Source organism: Bacteroides sp. GD17 (genome assembly GCF_038448625.1).
In the GTDB taxonomy this organism is placed as follows: Bacteria; Bacteroidota; Bacteroidia; order Bacteroidales; family Bacteroidaceae; genus Bacteroides.
On record NZ_JBCEZS010000003.1, the window covers coordinates 400,433 to 418,916 of the forward strand.

Sequence of the window (18,484 nt, forward strand, 5' to 3'; positions counted from 1 at the left end):
AGTTTTTAAGCATAATTATAAAAACGGCACCATGCAATTATACATTCATAGAATTAAATAAAGTTTTAGCGCATAAAACTATGCATTTTATTAAATAAATCACTAAGTTTGTCGGACTTCTTAGCCAAAGTAGAACGCAATATTTGATTTTTAGATACTCATGAAGGGCACATATTACTATATAGAAGGAACAACCCGGTATGCTATTCGTTACTTGCTGATAGCAATGATGTCGGCATTACCACTGTCTCTCTATTCTGTCCGGACTCCTCTCACTTTTCGTACGGTAACCGTATCAGAAGGAATATCCCATAATACAATAAATGCTATATATAAAGATACGCGAGGCTTTGTCTGGTTGGGTACACAGACCGGACTTGACCGTTTTGACGGTGTCAATGTAACCAACTTCCCCCAGTTTTCCGGACGGACGATATTCTCCATAGCAGAAACCGATTCCATCAACTTGTGGATTGGTACAGACCAAGGTCTGGTAAAATTCAACCGGAAATTAGAAATTGCCGAACCGATTGCTTTGGATAATAAGGCTATGTTGGTAAAGGCTGTGTTCGTGGATAAAAAAGGGAGATTATTAGTCGGTACTTCGCAAGGGTTATTTCGTGAGGAAAACAACCGTTTCAGAAAAATCCTTCTCGATCCGAATGCACTGTCTGCTACCAATAGCCTGATGGCCATTATAAACGGAGAAGAAGATTACGTCTGGATTGCCTCCAACGGTGGATTGATTCATTATAATATAGCGTCCGGAGAATCTCAAGTATTCAAGAATAACATCAGAAAAGGGATAGATTATTATACCTGCCTGGCCTTAATAGAAAAGACTATTTATTTAGGTACCCCCAATCAGGGGATGTTGAAATTCGATATTGAGCAGTCTGCTTTCTCTGCCTACCCTCCCATCGGGAATGGGTGCATTAAAACCTTGATGCCGACAAGTGGCGATACTTTATATGTAGGAACCAATGGAAGCGGCATCAAAATCATAAAGGCATCTACCGGACAGGAAATCTCATCTATCGAACACTCCATACAAGAAAACGCAATTTGTTCAAACGCCGTTTACTCCCTATTAAAGGATAAAGATATTATTTATGTCGGTACTTATATGAGCGGTTTGAGCTACACACCAACACACGGGGATGTGTTTTCCGTATATTCTTTTGATTCTAAGTTCGACTCCCGTAACCTGAATGTACGTGCTTTCTGGATCGGCAAACAAGGAAGAAAGGTTATCGGCACCAGGGACGGACTTTACTATATCTCCGAAAAAGAGAATATAGTGAGGCACTACATCAGCAAATCATCCATATTACGGTCTGATATTATTTTATCAGTCAAGCCCTTAGAAGAGAATTATCTGATAGGTACATACGGGGGTGGCATGTATCTTCTTCATGCAGAAACAGGGGAGCTTTCCTTTTTCAAGCCGGATGACTGCTTTAAACAGAATTCATTTGTAGGGTGTGAAAGAGACAAGGACGGCAAATACTGGATAGGAAGTTCCAATGGAGTGTACGTATATGACAGTTCCACCGGAAAGTATATAAACTATAATGATAAGAATTCCTCCCTCTCTATTAATTCCATCTTTACGTTGAAGGCCGACTCTAAGGATCGCATTTGGTTGGGAGCAAATGGGGCTGTATTCTTATACGATATGTCGACCGGTACCTTTAAAACGAATATATTCCCCAATAATATAGAACCGTTTACGAAAAGCATACGCTATATTTACGAAGACAAACAAAAGAACTTGTGGTTTTGCGATGACAAGGAAGGGGTTGTAAAAGTAGACGAGCACTTTACTAAATTTGAGCATTTCACGGCAGATGATTTTCTGCCCAACAACTCCGTCATGAGCATCATTGAAGACCCGCATGAAGAAGGATTATGGTTCAGCACCCAGCGGGGACTACTCTATATCGAGGATGATTATCATAAAACGTTCTCACTCTATGACGGTATTCCCGGATATATATTCAACAGTCCCGTACAGATTACAGAAGACAACTCCATTTGGTGGGGCAATGAGAAAGGATTGGTAAAATACACTCCCCGGTCTAAATATCAAGAGTCAGCAGTTTCATTACCTCCGGTCATCACGTCCGTGACCGTTGCAGGCAGAAAACTGCAGACAGGAGAAGATTTAATGCCACTCTCTCCTTCATTTATGGAAAAGATTTCCCTGCCTGTCGATGAAAACAACATTGCATTTACGTTCTCAGCCCTGAACTATGCTGTTGCCAATACAGATATTTATGAGTATTGCCTGGAAGGATACAATGAAGAGTGGATACCTCTATTGACAAGTAACCAGGTTTCTTATACCAACCTTCCCGCCGGTGATTATATCTTTAAGGTAAGAGCAGCATCCAACCCCAATGCCGTTAAGTCAGTGAAAATAGAAGTTGTAAGGGGACTCTCATTCACGTTATGGATGATTATACTTTGCATTTTTGCATGTGCATTTTCTATTTATAGCTATTATATCCTGCTGGGTAAATACAAAAAGATGAAAAAAGGTATGCAGGAGAAAGCGATACAGCCGGAAGAAGTACAGAAAGAAAAGTATCAGAAATCCAAAATAGAAGAAAACGCCGTACTCCGCATAAAGCGTAAATTGACAGAATGCATGGAAAAGGATAAGATGTACCTGAATCCGGATTTGAAACTGCAAGATGTAGCGAATGCCATCGGATGTAGTGCAGGAGATTTGTCTCAGGTACTAAATATACATTTAAAGATTAACTTTACTGATTATATTAACCAATATCGTGTAGAGGAATTCATTCTGCGCGTACAAGACAAATCGGCTTCCAAGTACACTTTAACTTTTCTATCGGAACAATGCGGCTTCAGTTCACGAACATCATTTTTCCGTTCTTTCAAAAAGCTTAAAGACAAATCTCCGGCTGAATATATCAAGGAACATGAGATCATTTTAGATAAATAACCCTCCGAAAGAGTACCATATTTTTTTGGTACTCTTCTTTTCTCACACATATAATAATCTATAAAACAGCACTTTAATTCAAATTTCATTTCACCCTTTAGGTTGGCATTCATCTCAGCGTTTGAAATGCCATAAAATAACTTCAACTTACTAATTTTGCCATTGTCGAAATCAATTTGTTCATTAAAAAGTGCTATACCATGAAAAGCAAAACCATTCTTTTAATTGCCTCCTTATGCTTAATAGGGAGTGCATGTAAACAGCCAACGGAAGGATTTTCAGTAGATACCAATATTGATTATTGCAAATCCCAGGCACTGCGTACACTGGCAGTTATTCCTTCTGATACTAAAAAAGAAATCCCCAACTCAATAGATGCGGATAGTATTAACTGGCATTATACCAATCCCGGCTCGTGGACTTCGGGGTTCTGGCCCGGAATTCTGTGGTATCTATACGAGAATACCAAAGACGGTATCTGGAAAACTGCAGCTGAGAATTATACCCAAATGATTCTTCCTACCACACATAAGAAAGCCAGAAGCCATGATGTGGGATTCATCACAATGTGCAGTTTAGGAAATGGCTATCGCCTGACGGGTAATATGGAATATAAGGAAGGACTGCTGCGTGCTGCCGACTCCCTTGCTGTTCTGTTCAATCCTAAAGTCGGCACACTTCTTTCATGGCCGAATATGGTAAAAAAGGAGAATTGGCCTCATAATACGATTATAGACAATATGATGAACCTGGAACTTCTTTTCTGGGCAGCACGCAACGGCGGAGATCACCATCTTTATGACATTGCATGCTCACATGCCGACACAACAATGAAGTACCATTTCCGCAAGGACTACTCTTGTTATCATGTCGCCGTTTATGATACGCTCACCGGAAACTTCATAAAAGGAGTAACACATCAAGGACTAAGCGACGACTCCATGTGGGCACGCGGACAAGCATGGGCCATCTATGGCTATACGATGGCATACCGTGAAACAAAAGAGGCGCGTTTCTTGGATTTTGCAAAAAAAATAACGGATGTGTATTTGTCCCGACTGCCTGAAAGCTTGATACCCTATTGGGACTTTGATGCTCCCGAAATCTCTCCGGCCGAACCTAAAGATGCTTCAGCCGCTGCCATCACAGCCTCGGCATTATTGGAACTCTCAACTTATGTCAGCGATCGTGATTCTTCACATTATTATTATGAAAAAGCAAAAGAGATACTTGAAGCCTTGTCGTCGCCAGCCTACAAAGCCGGAAATAAGAAAGATGCTTTCCTGCTGCACTCTGTTGGCCACATGCCGAACGGTGGAGAAGTGGATGCATCTATTATATATGCCGACTACTACTATCTTGAAGCTTTAACCCGCTTTAAAAGGCTACAGGAAAAACGCTCTATATTAGCCAATTTATAACCACATCCTTTAATCTTATCCTATCATGAATACACCATCTATAAATACTGATTATTATTCAGAAAAAAGGTTCTCCTTAGAGAGCGTTTATAAAAAGTATTACGGCTATTTAGTTCGCTATGCAGAAAAGACGGTAGGAGGAAATTTCTACGTTGAAGATATTGTGCAAGACGTGTTTATCAACATGCTGCAACAGAATAACTATTTTGTATCTGAAGCAGCCGTTTTGAAGTATATATATAAAGCTGTGTATAACCGCTGCATAGACTTTACCCGCCATAAGCAAATTGAGCAACATTATGAAGAGGTAAGCGCTGATGGTTCCCAAAGAACATGGAATGACGCTGAGCACAATGTGCTGCTAACAAAAGAATTCTTTATAATAGTAGGGAAACAGATAAACAGCCTTCCCCATAAATGCAAACAGATCTTCCTGATGAAATACGAAAATGAATATTCCAATCCGGAAATCAGTGAGAAATTGGGGTTATCTGTGCGGACTGTAGAGAACCAGGTGTATATCGCGCGTAATGCATTGCGCAAATATGTTGATTCTTACTTATGTTCCTAAAAATCTTTTTAGAAAAACTCTTTTTCGTTTGAGTGAATATAAGTCTATACCCGTTTTATCTATGCATCATAGAAATGTACTAACGAAAAATATATGTAATTTATTTATGTTAAACTTAAAGTGTGTGCTATGAATAAGAGAGACAAATTCTTTATGCTTTTAGCATTATCTTGTTTGCCATTAGGAAAAGTGGCAGCAGAGGAAGTAGAGAGTATGACCATATCTCCCGTAACTCAGGAGGTATTACAAAATTCGGTCAAAATCACCGGTAAGGTCGTAGATGCTCAAGGAGAGCCAGTTATTGGAGCTACGGTAATGGAAAAAGGCACCAGTAATGGGGTTATTACAGATGTGGACGGCGGATTTATCATAAATATTGTCCCCAGTCACAAACTCCAGATTTCATATGTGGGCTATCAAACCCAAGAAGTTACGATTGGTACCAACCGCAATCTCAAAATAACCTTGAAGGAAGATTCTGAATTACTGGACGAAGTTGTGGTGGTTGGTTATGGTACAATGAAACGCTCGGATTTGGCAGGTTCCATCTCTTCTGTCGATAATAAAGAACTGACCAAGTCGGGTAAGGAAAATGTGATGAGCGCACTGCAAGGACAGGTTCCAGGACTGACTATTGTACGAAATAACAACAAACCGGGAGGAGGGTATTCGATGAATATCCGTGGTATCAGTACAATGAGCGGCAGTACTTCTCCATTGATTGTAGTGGATGGTGTGGCAGGCGCGGATATTACAACCATCAGTTCGGAAGATATTGAGAAGATCGATGTGCTGAAAGATGCCTCTTCTGCTTCTATTTATGGTTCAAGAGGTACCAATGGCGTTGTGATGATCACTACCAAACGTGGTGCGTCGGGTAAGCCTACCATCAATTATAATGGGTACGTAGGATTTAAAACAACAATTCACATGCCTGACTTTATGAACGGAGACGAATATGTCCAGTTAGCTCGCGAATATCGCCGCGCCATAAACAACAATGAGTATGTGCCCGACGAACAGATATTCACAGATCCGTCAGAACTAAAAGCTGTGCAGGATCACAACTATTTTGACTGGTATGATGCCATTTCAAAGACACCGATACAAACCAGTCATAGCCTTTCGGCCACCGGAGGTACCGAGAACGTGAAATATACTATCGGCGCAGCATATTATAGTGAAACCGGTATGGTTGAGCCAGAAAAATATGAGCGTTACAATTTCCGTACAGGACTGGATGTGAAAGCCAATAAATATGTATCTTTCGGAGGTAGCATATATGGTACCTATTATAATAACGATATGGGAAATCACGATATCCTCCAAGATGCTTTTCGTGCACGTCCTACACAACATCCCGTGAGCTTGGTAGATGGTAGTGAACAATGGAAGTTCTCTTCCAACGGAATTTTCAATCCGTTGACCACCCAGAAGAATGTAACCGTACAACATAGAAGTATAGAAGCCTTCGGAAATGTCTATCTGGATGTAACCCCTATCAATAACTTGTCATTGAAAACCGTTTTTTCTCCCTATCTGCGCGCCCGTACTTCCGGACGTTTCAGAGACACCTGGTCGAAGGCTTTGCAAGGAACACAAAAGCCCACTGCATACAAAAATGATATGTTCAATATCGATTACACATGGGATAACATTGCTAATTACAAATTTGATGTGGCAAAAGACCATAAGTTTGACTTCACAGGCATCTTCTCCATGCAGAAAACAACTTATGATGACTTGTATCTGGAAGTAAAAGATCTGCCGTTCAAATCGTTATGGCACAATCTAGGAAGTGGCGTAGCTACCAGTTACCGTTCAAATTATAAGCAAACCACAATAATGTCTTATACGGGACGTTTGAACTACAATTACAAAGACCGTTATCTGGTTACACTTAGTGGACGCTACGATGGATCTTCCCGTCTGGCCGAAGGACACAAGTGGGCGTTCTTCCCGGCTGCCGCTGTGGCATGGCGTATCAATCAAGAAGAATTCCTGAACGATGCAGATTGGTTAAGCAATCTGAAGTTGCGTCTGAGCGTAGGTAAGACAGGTAATGACAATATCGACCCTTATCTCTCTTTAGGTACACTTTCGAGTACACAATACATGTTTGGTGATGCTGTTGCATCGGGATTCCTGCCCGGAGGCCTGGCTAATCAGAACCTTACTTGGGAAAAGACTACAGAATATAATGTAGGTATAGATATGGGATTTTTGGATGGCCGCATCAGTGCCAGCATTGATTACTATGACCGCTTTGCCGATGGTATGATTATGAATAAAAGTGTACCTATCCATACTGGATACAGCACCGTAAAAGATAATGTGGCAACCATCCGCAATAACGGTGTTGAAATGGTATTAAACACCATTAACTTGAAGACACACGACTTCCAGTGGAGTACCAATATCAATCTGGCCTATAACAAAAACCGTATACACGACCTGAAGTTCAAAGAAGACCTGGGAGCTTACTCTCCTCAACTGAAAGGAAAGATGGGAGACTTTGCAAGCAAATATATCATTGGCGAACCGGTGCGCATCAACTGGACTTACATCTGTGAAGGTGTATGGCAACTTGGCGAGGAAGAAGAGGCAAAGAAATACGGCGCCAAACCCGGCCAATGGAAGATAAAAGACTTCGATAAAGATGGAACCATCACTGCCGATAAAGATCAGACTATTGTAGGAAAACGTACTCCCAGTTGGACTGGTGGCATGACCAATACATTTACTTACAAAAACTGGGATTTGGCAGTACAGATGTATTTCCGCACAGGACTTACAGCCCGCAACCAATTCTTTGTAAGCTATATTGGTGAGAACAAGCAAGATAACTTCAAGAATCTGCGTCACAATTACTGGACACCCGAAAATCCGACTAATGAGTATGCACAGCCTGGTAATCAGGGTGCTTACCGTAACAATTCATCACGCATCTACCTGAAAGCGGATTATCTGAAAGTGGGCTACATCAATTTAGGCTATACCTTCAGTAACAAAATGCTGAAAAGTACTCCGCTGAGTAAGCTTAGAGTATATGCTATGGTACAGAATCCGTTTGTATTCACCGGTGTAGTGGGCATTGATCCTGAAAATCCCGAATCAACCGTAGGAGATGACTCGGTGATGACCGCCACTTGGTTGTTTGGTGTAAACCTTTCATTTTAAATAATGTATCAATTCTTATATAAAAAGACTATTTATGAAAACAAAAAATATATTCATCAAAGGAATGGCAGCATTGCTCATTTGTAGTGGAATATCATCCTGTTCTGATTTTCTTGATGAAAAGAACTGGTCGTCACAAACTCCCTCGGAACTCTTTCCTACTAAAGAAGGATTTGAGACATTGGTGAATGGAGCTTATTCACAACTTAGATCTATTTATAATTCAAAAGATTATTTGAACCTGACATGGCTTGGTACCGACATCATTACACAAAGCCGCTACGACCAGGTAAATGCACAAAACCAGTATACGTCTCAATTGAATAGCAGCACCGGAAGCTATTTCAATTTTTGGAAGTCATTGTATGAAGGCATCAAAGGTGCCAATGCAGTAATAGGTCGTGCCGAAAATGCTGCAATAGATGAGGATACTCGCCGTCAACGTGTAGCTGAAGCCAAATTCTTACGAGCTTTGTATAATTTTGAAATCGTACGCAACTGGGGTGACGCTCCACTGATGGAAAAAGAAATACTCGAACCCATATATGAAGCCGAAAGAGTACCGGCACCCAAAATCTATGAAGCTATCTTAGCAGACTTGGAAGAGGCTATCAAAACTTTGCCGGTATCACAAACCGGGAACAGTTACGGACGTGCTTCCGCATCGGCTGCCAAGCATTTGAGATCATTGGTATACCTAACTCGCGGATATCAGACTTACGCGGAAGCTACCGATTTCCAAAATGCCTATAAGGACGCAGTGGGATTGATAGAAGGAGATGCTGATATTGCAAGTCCTTATCATAAATTGCTGAATGATTTTGGCGAAGTACATCGTCAGTCGAACGAAACAAACGAAGAGATTCTTTTTGCTGTGCAATGGGGCAAAGATGAAACTTCGGGACGCGGTAATGGACTGAACGTTTATTTCATGTTCCCCTATCGTGAAGGATATCTCGGTGGTTCAAAAGATAATTACTATGGCAATGACGACGGTAGTTTTGTACCTACCAAGTTTGCCTACATGCTTTTCGACTGGCAAAAGGATAGCCGTGCCAAGGTTACCTTCATGAGCGACTATAACGGTAATCCGGACACCTCCGTCAATGGACTGGAAAACGGAAAAAACTGGATGCAGGCTACAGCATCCGTTACCGATACATACGAAAAGGGAGATGCAACAATCCTGTTTCCCACGCCGGCTCATAGCGCCACTCCGCCAGCCAATAAATTGAAACCTTCTACAGTTACCCTGAACTATCCTACAGGCGATCCGAAAGACTTCTCTCCCGAAGGAGAAGGAAATGATTATTGGAAAATGGGAACTCCCAACACCAACCCAACTACCCGTACATTTCTGCCGGTATGGAAATTTAAAGACAGTGATGCTTATTTTACAGAAAACGGTTCAAAAACAGGAACACGAGACACTTACTTATTCCGTTTGGCAGAAACCTACCTGATTGCAGCTGAAGCAGCGCTTAAGAACAATGATAATACCAATGCGCTGAAATACCTGAATAAGATACGCCAACGTGCAGAGGCAACTCAGGGGGCACTTCAATATCCCGAAGGCACTACGGTGACTATTGATATGATTTTGGATGAGCGTGCATTGGAACTCTTCGGTGAAAGCTCCCGTTGGAACGACTTGCAACGTACCGGCAAACTGGTATCGCGTGCACGTGCCTATAACTGGGACATCACCAATGAAAGTGGCGGTGCCGTAACACAACTTATCGAAGGATCTACGAAATTCTATCTTCGCCCCATTCCGCTATCATGGCTGAACTCTTTATCCAATGGGCAAGAACTAGGTAATAATCCTGGCTGGTAAAAGACTGTTATACATACTGAAGAAGGCTATCTTTGAGTACAAGATAGCCTTCTTTGTTTCAGATTTTACCACTATGCGCTTGAGTAAAGTCAATCATTCATTCGTTTTTTATTTAAGAAAGCATCAAAACAATTATTTTATTAACTTTGAAAAACCATAAAACATATCATGAAAAAATTTTCACCCAAAACGATACCGGTATTCTTGCTGGCTATGCTATCGGTATTAACTGTTAGCGCTAAAGTGATAAGTTACCCTGCACCGGCAGGAGAACCGCTGTCAGCGGATTATGTAGTAGAGGTGAATGGAATATCCATACCTGTATATACAGCCAAAACTCAGCACCATGATAAAAAGTATTCGATAGCCTATTTTGATTTTTCAGGTACAGTAACAGTAAAGATAAAAAGTAAATTTCCACTGAGTAAGTTGAACATACTACCCGATAGATATGCGATCTGTCCCTCCATTGACAAAGATGAAGCGACTTTCCTGTTAAGCAAACCTTGTGATATTTCATTCGAACCGGACGGTTGCAACAGTCCTTTGATCCTATTCAGTAATGAACCGGAAACCGATGTTCCATCAAAAGAAGATCCGAATATTATTTATTTCGGCCCTGGCGAACATAACCCGGAAAATGGATTGATAAAGCTAACAAGCAATCAAACGCTTTATCTGGCAGGCGGCGCCGTAGTCAATGCTGGTGTAGAAGCAACCGGAGATAATATAACTATTTGCGGTAGAGGAATATTGGATGGTTCTGACTGGGAACATAATGCAGGTCCCACCGACTTTATGATTAATGCCAAGAATTGCAATAACTTTGTAATGAAGGATATCATTATAAAAGGATCTTACTACTGGACCATCGTTCCACAAAATTGTGACCGCGTATTGATAGACCATGTCCGTCTGGCAGGCTCTCGTGTAGGCAACGATGACGGAATAGATCCTTGTAACTCCAGCAATGTCACCATACGGAATTGTTTTTTCCGTACGGACGATGATTCTGTTTCTCCCAAAGGTACTACCCGCGCCGGCGGAGAAACAGAATCGAGACCGGTGGAGAATATACTTGTTGAGAATTGCGTATTTTGGGTTGACTTTGCCAATGTATTCCGTCTGGCTACAGAAAGCAGCTGCCCCGCATTCCGCAATTTCACAGCACGCAATATTGATGTGATTCATTTCCCGGACAGGAATCAGGTACAGATATTCTGGTTACATCCCACGGGAGAGATGCCAATGGAAAATATTAGTTTCGAGAATATCAGAATCAACGGAGAGCTACCTTACAACTTAGTAAAACTGACTCCGGCACTTCAATTAGTCGGAACCCGTCCGATAGAAAAGCCCCGTCCAAATCATATAAAGACAGGACCGGGAAGACGTGGACCGGGAAGCTGCGGATATGGCGAATTTATCGTAATCCCTTCTAACGGTCCTTATATTCACAACGTAACTTTCCGTAACGTCACGACTTACGGTAAAGAAAGCCCCCGTAAAGCGGAAAGAGGGGTGGTAATACTTCAAGGCATTGATGAGAGACATGATGTTTCCGGTATCGTATTCGATAATGTGAATTATTATGGCGATAAGATAAATGCCGGAAGCCCGAAGGTTCAAAAAGGAAATTTCGTAAACCATATACAATACTTAAAATAAAAAGACATGAAGAAATTGTTTGTAGGAATATTGTGGATAGCCTTGTCTTTAAGCATCCAGGCTAAAGAAGTAAAGATGGCATCGCCCGACGGCAAATATCAATTTACCTTGAGCGATGATGGTGGTCAGTTGCACTATTCCCTGGAATGGGATGGCAAACAGATGGTAAAGCCCTCCCTACTGGGAATTAACGCAAATGCAAAGTGGAGGGACGGACTCGAAATCGGGACGGTATCAACCAGCCGACAAGACACAATCTGGCACCCGGTCTATGGCGAAAGAAGCGAAATAAAAGATTGTTTCAATGCATGGAAAGTTGTCGTCAACCGCCAGAATGCACGCGATAAAATCGTACTTGACGTTCGTGCCTACAATGAAGGCATTGCCTTTCGTTATCATTTTCCCGGCGGACAGTATCTGAAGATTACAGACGAATACACAGAATATGCAATGCCCGAAGGGACTAAAGCCTACTTCACACCAAGAGCCCAGACTCCCTATTCGTACTTGCCCTTAGAGAACTGGCCGGGAGAATCGGACCGTCCCCTGTTACTGACATTATCCAACGGGACTTACGTATGCCTGGCCGAAGCACAAGTGGTAGATTATGTACGGACAAAGTTCAACGTATCATCTGCCAAGAAGAATACGATTGTATCTGCAATGTATGGCCCCGTAGAAGACATCGCCCCCTATTCCACTCCGTGGAGAGTAATCATGTGTGCCAACAAACCGGGACAAATATTGGAACATAACGACATCCTCCTGAACCTGAATCCTCCTTGCCGCGTCAAAGATACTTCCTGGATTAAACCCGGAAAGGTGATGCGTGAAGTGACGCTGACCACAGAAGGAGCTAAAGCATTGGTCGACTTTGCCGTGAAACGCAACCTGCAATACATTCATTTCGATAGCGGTTGGTATGGTCCCGAAAATGACAAAGCCTCCGATGCAACCACAGTAACCATTGATCCGCATCGAAACCAGAACAGCAACGCACTGAACTTGAAAGAAGTAGTAGCTTATGCCAAACAACATGGCATCGGAGTAATCCTCTATGTCAATCAACGGGCTCTGCAACAGCAATTGGACGAGATTCTCCCATTGTATAAATCCTGGGGAATAGCCGGACTGAAATTCGGTTTCGTACAAGTAGGATCGCAAGTGTGGACTAAATGGATGCACGAAGCAGTCATGAAATGTGCCGAGTACGGTCTGATGGTCGACATACACGATGAGTACCGCCCTACGGGTTTCAGCCGTACCTATCCTAACCTGATGACCCAGGAAGGTATCCGTGGCAACGAAGAATTTCCGGATGCAACCCACAACGTTACCCTTCCTTTCACCCGCTATGTGGCCGGAGCAGCAGATTATACCATCTGCTACTACCGTCAGGACTTCGGGCGATTGAATACAGAGAAAGATAGTTATGGAGTTCCCCGTTCAAAGTCCATCCAGACCACTCCCGCCCACCAGTTGGCATTGGCAGCCGTTTATTACAGTCCGTTGCAATACATGTACTGGTATGACAAACCGTCCGACTCGCAGGATGAACCGGAACTGAAATTCTTCGATGACGTTTATACGACCTGGGACGACACCAAAGTCCTGCAAGGTGAAGTCGGCGAGTTTATTACCGTAGCGCGGCGAAAGGGCGATGAATGGTTCGTCGGTTCCATTACGAACAATGATGCACGTGCATTATCCGTAGATTTGAGCTTCTTGCCTGCCGGGAAGGAGTATGTAGCCGAAATCTATACAGATGGCGACAAGTCCATTCCTACACGGACCAAAGTCAAAGTTTCCAAATACCGCGTCAATGCCGGAAGCATACTGAACTTCAACCTGAGAGCTTCGGGAGGTTCGGCCATCCGCCTGGTGCCCGAAACGACAAAAGACAGGTCTTTGAAAACATATAAAAAGCAGAAGCTATGATGAAGCAAAACCAATGTAAAAAAGCAGCAGGAATACTCCTGCTGTTTTTACTCGTCTGTACGGAAGCCGGCGCCCAGATGCGAAGCATCCAGCAAAGCAAGAGCAAGAACTACGTCGATCTGGTGAATCCCTTCGTCGATTCCCATCGATCCCGCTGGTTCTTCTTCAGTTCTGCATGCCGGCCCTTCGGCATGGTAAGCCTGAGTCCCGATACGGATACGGAACACTCATGGGGCTCGGGATATCTGTACGGCTCGGAGTACATACGCTGCTTCAGCCACATCCATAACTGGCAGATGTCCGGCGTGGCAGTGATGCCGACTGTGGGCGAGTTCAAAGGTCATCAAGGCATGGACACGTACCGCTCCAAGTTTACTCACGAAGGAGAAATAGCCAAGCCGGGCTATCATAAAGTAAAGCTTACCGATTATGATATTACGGCCGAGCTGACCTCTACGATGCGCGTCGGTTTCCACCGTTATACCTTCCCGAAGAGTGACGAAAGCTACATTCTGTTTGACACAGGCGCCTTCCTGGCACACGGCCCCACCGCCTACTCCGAAGTATGGAAGGTGAGCGATACCGAGATTGCCGGCTGGGAGATTATGGAACGCACCGGACGGCGCCCCAAGGACACTCCCGTCTACTTCTATGCCCAACTGAGCAAACCGGTGGACAAGATCATAACCTGGCGCGAAGGAAAGATAGAGCGCAACAGCAATCCCGAACGCATATCGGGCAAAGATGCCGGTATGGCAGTACAGTTCGAGACGGAAGCCGGCGAAGCCGTCATGCTGAAAGTCGCCATTTCCTACGTCAGCGTGGAGCAGGCGCGCAAAAACATGCTGGCAGAACTGACCGGCTGGGACTTCGAGCAAGTGAAGCAGACGTCTTTCGAGGAATGGAACGACTGGCTGGGACGAATTGATGTAGAAGGTGGAACGAAAGAACAGCAGATAAAAATGTACACCGATCTGTGGCACGCGCTATTGGGGCGCCGGGTCGTCAGCGATGCCGACGGACATTACATGGACATGACCACCGACTATCCGCGCATAAAGCAGATTCCGGCAGGCAAGGACGGAAAGCCTCTGTACCGCCATCATAACTTCGATGCCTGGTGGGGCAGCCATTGGTCGCTGGACATCCTATGGTCGATGGCCTATCCCGAAGTGATGGATGACTTTTGCAATACGATGGTCGATATGTATCAGAACGGAGGTTTGATTCCCCGCGGACCTTCCGGCGGCAATTATACCTACGTGATGATTGGCGATCCGGCCGCATCTTTCTTTGCAGCCGCCTACAACAAGGGGATACGCAACTACAACGCTGAGCTGGCTTACGAAGGTCTGCGCAAGAATGCCTTCGTGGGAGGCATCCGCGACCATGCCGGCTACGAGCACAGCAAGGCAGCCCGGTCGGGCGGAATGGCATTCTATGAAGAACGCGGCTACGTGCCCGACGGACGTACCGACACCGAGGGTATGCACACCACCGGAGCCTCCATGACGTTGGAGTACGCCTACCAAGACTGGTGCTTGGCGCAGATGGCCAAAAACATGGATAAGCAGCAAGACTACAATTTCTTCATGAAGCGCTCCAAGAACTATCGCAACATCTGGAATCCACAAAGCGGATATATGCAGCCCCGCGGGGTAGACGGAGACTGGCTGCCCGGCTTCGACCCTTTGGAACTGACCGAGAAAGACGGCTTCTGCGAAAGCAATTCTGCCATCTACTCGCACTACGTCCCCCACGATATGGCAGGGCTGATTGAGCTTTACGGCGGTGCGAAGAAATACATCGAAAAACTGAATTCAAACTTCGAGAAGAGCCAGCCGTATGGCTTCTTCCGCTCCAACGCCACCAAAGAGGGCAACTGGACAGACTATGGCAACCAGCCCGGAACAGGCATGGCCCACTTGTTCAGCCACGCCGGAGCACCGTGGCTCACGCAGAAGTGGGTGCGCAAAGTGAAAGCAGCCTATAGCGACATCACCCCCTACGGCGGCTATCGGGATGACGAAGACCAGGGACAGATGGGCGCCTTGGGCGTTCTGATGGCCATCGGACTGTTCGAAGTGGACGGTGGCTGCGCCGAGAAGCCATACTATGAAATCACCTCTCCCCTCTTCGACAAAGTGACGATTCGGCTGGACAACCGCTACTATCCGGGCCGCACGTTCGAGATAGTGACCAAAGGCAACTCCCAGAAGAACATGTACATCCAAAGCGCCACCCTGAACGGGCAGAAATGGAACAAGTGCTGGTTCTATCACGAAGACTTTGCCAAAGGCGGCAGACTGGAACTGAAGATGGGAGCGAAACCGAACAAGCGATGGGGAGTGGAAGCACTGCCTCCCCGTTAAATAGATTTCTCTGTCATTCATAGCGAAGCGAAGAATCTCTTCTCTTTACATAAAGAGAGTAGATCCTTCGCTTCGCTATGAATGACAGAATGAGACTTAATATTTTCAGGTGTGAGAAGCCACAATCTCAAACTCCCCCTCCAGCCTGATGTCGGCAGAAGAAGCGCCAATCATCACTTTGAAGTTCCCCGGTTCCACACAGAAGTTCATATTCTTGTCCCACAAGCCCAGGTCCTGCGGACGCAGCTTGAAATGCACCGTCTGCTCCTCGCCCGGCTGCAGGCTGATGCGCTCGAAGCCCCGCAGCACCTTGGTGTAGGTCGTCACACTACTCACTTCATCGCGCAGATAGAGTTGCACCACCTCGTCGCCCCGCACCGTTCCCGTATTCTTCACCTTGCAGCTTACATTGATTTCGCCCTGCACTCCTTGCTGCAACGGAGAGATCGCCAGATCACTATACGCAAAAGTCGTATAGCTCAGACCATATCCGAAGGGGAACAAAGCCCCGTATACCGAAGTCTCCGAACTCTCGTCCGAGCCCGGCTTGAAAGGAAAAGCAAACGGTATCTGCCCTACCGACTTCGGGAAAGTCACAGCCAGCCTTCCTCCCGGATTATAATCGCCAAACAAAGCCTCGGCCACCGCCTGCCCGCAGAATTCTCCCGGAAACCAGGCATGCAGGATGGCAGGAACAGTCGCCGCCGCATAGTTGATGGAAGCAGCCCGCCCGTCCATCAGCACCAGTACCACCGGTTTGCCGGTGGCATACACGGCTTTTAGCAACTCTTCTTGCCGCCCGGCAAGGTCCAGACTGGTACGCGAGCGGTCTTCGCGCACCGTCAGTTCGTTACCTCCCAGCACCATGACCACCACTTCCGCCTGCTTGGCAGCCTCCACCGCTTCTTCCATCATCGTCGCCTCGGCCTGCGTCTTCGGGAAGTCGAGGAGTTCACTTTCCGGAAAGTGAGGATCTACGATGTCGCAACCTTTCTTGTAGACCACCTCAGCTTGGGGCAGCATCTCCTTAATGCCCCGATACACCGTCTTGATGGGCGCATTGGCCGGGCCGTAGCGGCAAATCAGCTGATCGTGTTCATCAGCGTTCGGACCAATAACGGCCACCGAACGAACCGATTTGGAAAGGGGAAGAACCTTGTTCTCATTTTTCAGCAGCACCAGTGACTGCCGCGCGGCTTCCAGAGAAACCGCCTGATGTTCTTTGCTGTGTACAATCTGCTCGGCCTGCTTTCCGTCTCCGCGATACGGCTTGTCAAACAATCCCAGCCAGAACTTGACACGGAGAATCTCGGCCACCCGCTTATCAATCGTTTCAGGAGAAATCTTTCCATCGGCCACGGCTTTGCGCAACGGCAGAACGTAATCGGCAGGAGGCGTAAAGTGGGTACGGACGTTCAGCCCCGCATTCACAGCCTGCGCTATGCCGTCTTCGTAGCTATCCGCCACTTTATGCTTATTCGAGATGAATTCCACGGCTTCGCTGTCCGAAACCACATATCCCTTGAATCCCCATTCCTGGCGCAATATCTCGGTCAGGAAATGATAACTTCCGGTGATCGGTTCGCCGTCGTAGTCGTTGTACGAGCTCATCACCCCCAGCGCTCCCGCCTCCTGAAACGCTACCCGGAAAGGCTCGATGTAAAGCGTGCGCATCTCCCGCGGAGCCACATGCGGATCGGTACGCGTCTTTCCATCCCGTCCGCCTACAGGGATGCTATAGACGGCAAAATGCTTCGGGGTAGCTACCAGGTTATGCTTCTGCAAGCTGTTTATCATCTGCTTTCCCAACTGCCCCACCAGGTAAGGATCTTCACCGTAGGTTTCTACGCAGCGTCCCCACCGCGGGTCTTGGGCTATGTCGAGGATGGGAGAATAGATATTAGTATACCCCAATGCCACGGCCTCCCGGGCTTCCACTTCTCCGATGCGTGCTATCAGCTCCTTGTTCCAGGTAGCACCCTGGCCGCATTGTGCGGGGAAGTAAGTGGCGCGGTCGTGGCACAGTCCGCGGATGCCCTCATTGGTAAAATCTACGGGGATACCCAGACGCGTTTCTTCTACAAACCAGCGCTGAATGGCGTGTTTGGCCTCCACATGCCTGGTGTAGGGGAAAGAGTATTCGGATTTGAAGCTCCCCAGTCCGTTATGCTCTTCATCGATATTGCCTATCCCGTCCTTCCAGACTTCCGTTTTCCAGCTGTCTTGCGGCAATGCATCCTTCAGGACACGTCCCGAGCCGTATAGAGTGGCCATCTGGCAAGTCTTTTCTTCCAGCGTCATTTGCGAGAGCAGGTCTTGCACTCTGTCTTCCAGGGGAGCGCCGGGATCTTCGTAAATATCCATTTTCCCGTTCTTGTTGAAGTCAATCCAACCTTTGTGATAGATACCGTCTTGCATGGCACCGGTGGCTTGTGTGCAGAACAAGAGCGAAGCTACTGTCCATAAAATGTGTTTATTCATACCATCTTAGTTTTATTTATCATACTTTATATTACGCACAAA

The 18,484-nt window shown here is 45.6% G+C and carries 9 protein-coding genes; 8 read left to right on the top strand and 1 reads right to left on the bottom strand.

Going from position 1 to position 18,484, the window contains the following annotated elements; genetic code table 11:
- Positions 1 to 160 precede the first annotated feature (160 nt).
- From AAE250_RS07115 to AAE250_RS07150, 8 genes are all read left to right on the top strand, one after another.
- Positions 161 to 2,974 carry a ligand-binding sensor domain-containing protein gene (locus tag AAE250_RS07115; protein ID WP_294597754.1) on the top strand — a complete coding sequence of 938 codons (2,814 nt, stop codon included), beginning with the start codon at positions 161 to 163 and terminating at the stop codon, positions 2,972 to 2,974.
- Between the two features lie 200 nt (positions 2,975 to 3,174).
- Entirely contained in the window at positions 3,175 to 4,395 is a 1,221-nt protein-coding gene (locus AAE250_RS07120; protein WP_294597751.1) for a glycoside hydrolase family 88 protein, read from the top strand.
- A 25-nt stretch (positions 4,396 to 4,420) separates the two neighbouring features.
- A complete protein-coding gene (locus AAE250_RS07125; protein WP_294597747.1) occupies positions 4,421 to 4,966 on the top strand; it encodes an RNA polymerase sigma-70 factor in 546 nt (181 codons plus the stop codon).
- 129 nt (positions 4,967 to 5,095) lie between these two features.
- Positions 5,096 to 8,146 carry a SusC/RagA family TonB-linked outer membrane protein gene (locus tag AAE250_RS07130; protein WP_294597744.1) on the top strand — a complete coding sequence of 1,017 codons (3,051 nt, stop codon included), beginning with the start codon at positions 5,096 to 5,098 and terminating at the stop codon, positions 8,144 to 8,146.
- Between the two features lie 34 nt (positions 8,147 to 8,180).
- Positions 8,181 to 9,983 carry a RagB/SusD family nutrient uptake outer membrane protein gene (locus AAE250_RS07135; protein ID WP_294597743.1) on the top strand — a complete coding sequence of 601 codons (1,803 nt, stop codon included), beginning with the start codon at positions 8,181 to 8,183 and terminating at the stop codon, positions 9,981 to 9,983.
- Positions 9,984 to 10,151: 168 nt separating this feature from the next.
- A complete protein-coding gene (locus AAE250_RS07140) occupies positions 10,152 to 11,651 on the top strand; it encodes a glycosyl hydrolase family 28 protein (RefSeq protein ID WP_294597740.1) in 1,500 nt (499 codons plus the stop codon).
- Between the two features lie 6 nt (positions 11,652 to 11,657).
- Positions 11,658 to 13,589 carry a glycoside hydrolase family 97 protein gene (locus AAE250_RS07145; RefSeq protein ID WP_294597737.1) on the top strand — a complete coding sequence of 644 codons (1,932 nt, stop codon included), beginning with the start codon at positions 11,658 to 11,660 and terminating at the stop codon, positions 13,587 to 13,589.
- Positions 13,586 to 15,961: a GH92 family glycosyl hydrolase gene (locus AAE250_RS07150; RefSeq protein WP_294597734.1), complete on the top strand. Its 2,376-nt coding sequence runs from the start codon at positions 13,586 to 13,588 to the stop codon at positions 15,959 to 15,961. The genes AAE250_RS07145 and AAE250_RS07150 overlap by 4 nt, the downstream gene beginning before the upstream one ends.
- Before the next feature lie 105 nt (positions 15,962 to 16,066).
- Here AAE250_RS07150 and AAE250_RS07155 read toward each other — a convergent pair whose 3' ends face one another.
- Entirely contained in the window at positions 16,067 to 18,442 is a 2,376-nt protein-coding gene (locus AAE250_RS07155; RefSeq protein WP_294597731.1) for a glycoside hydrolase family 3 N-terminal domain-containing protein, read from the bottom strand.
- Between the last annotated feature and the right edge of the window lie 42 nt (positions 18,443 to 18,484).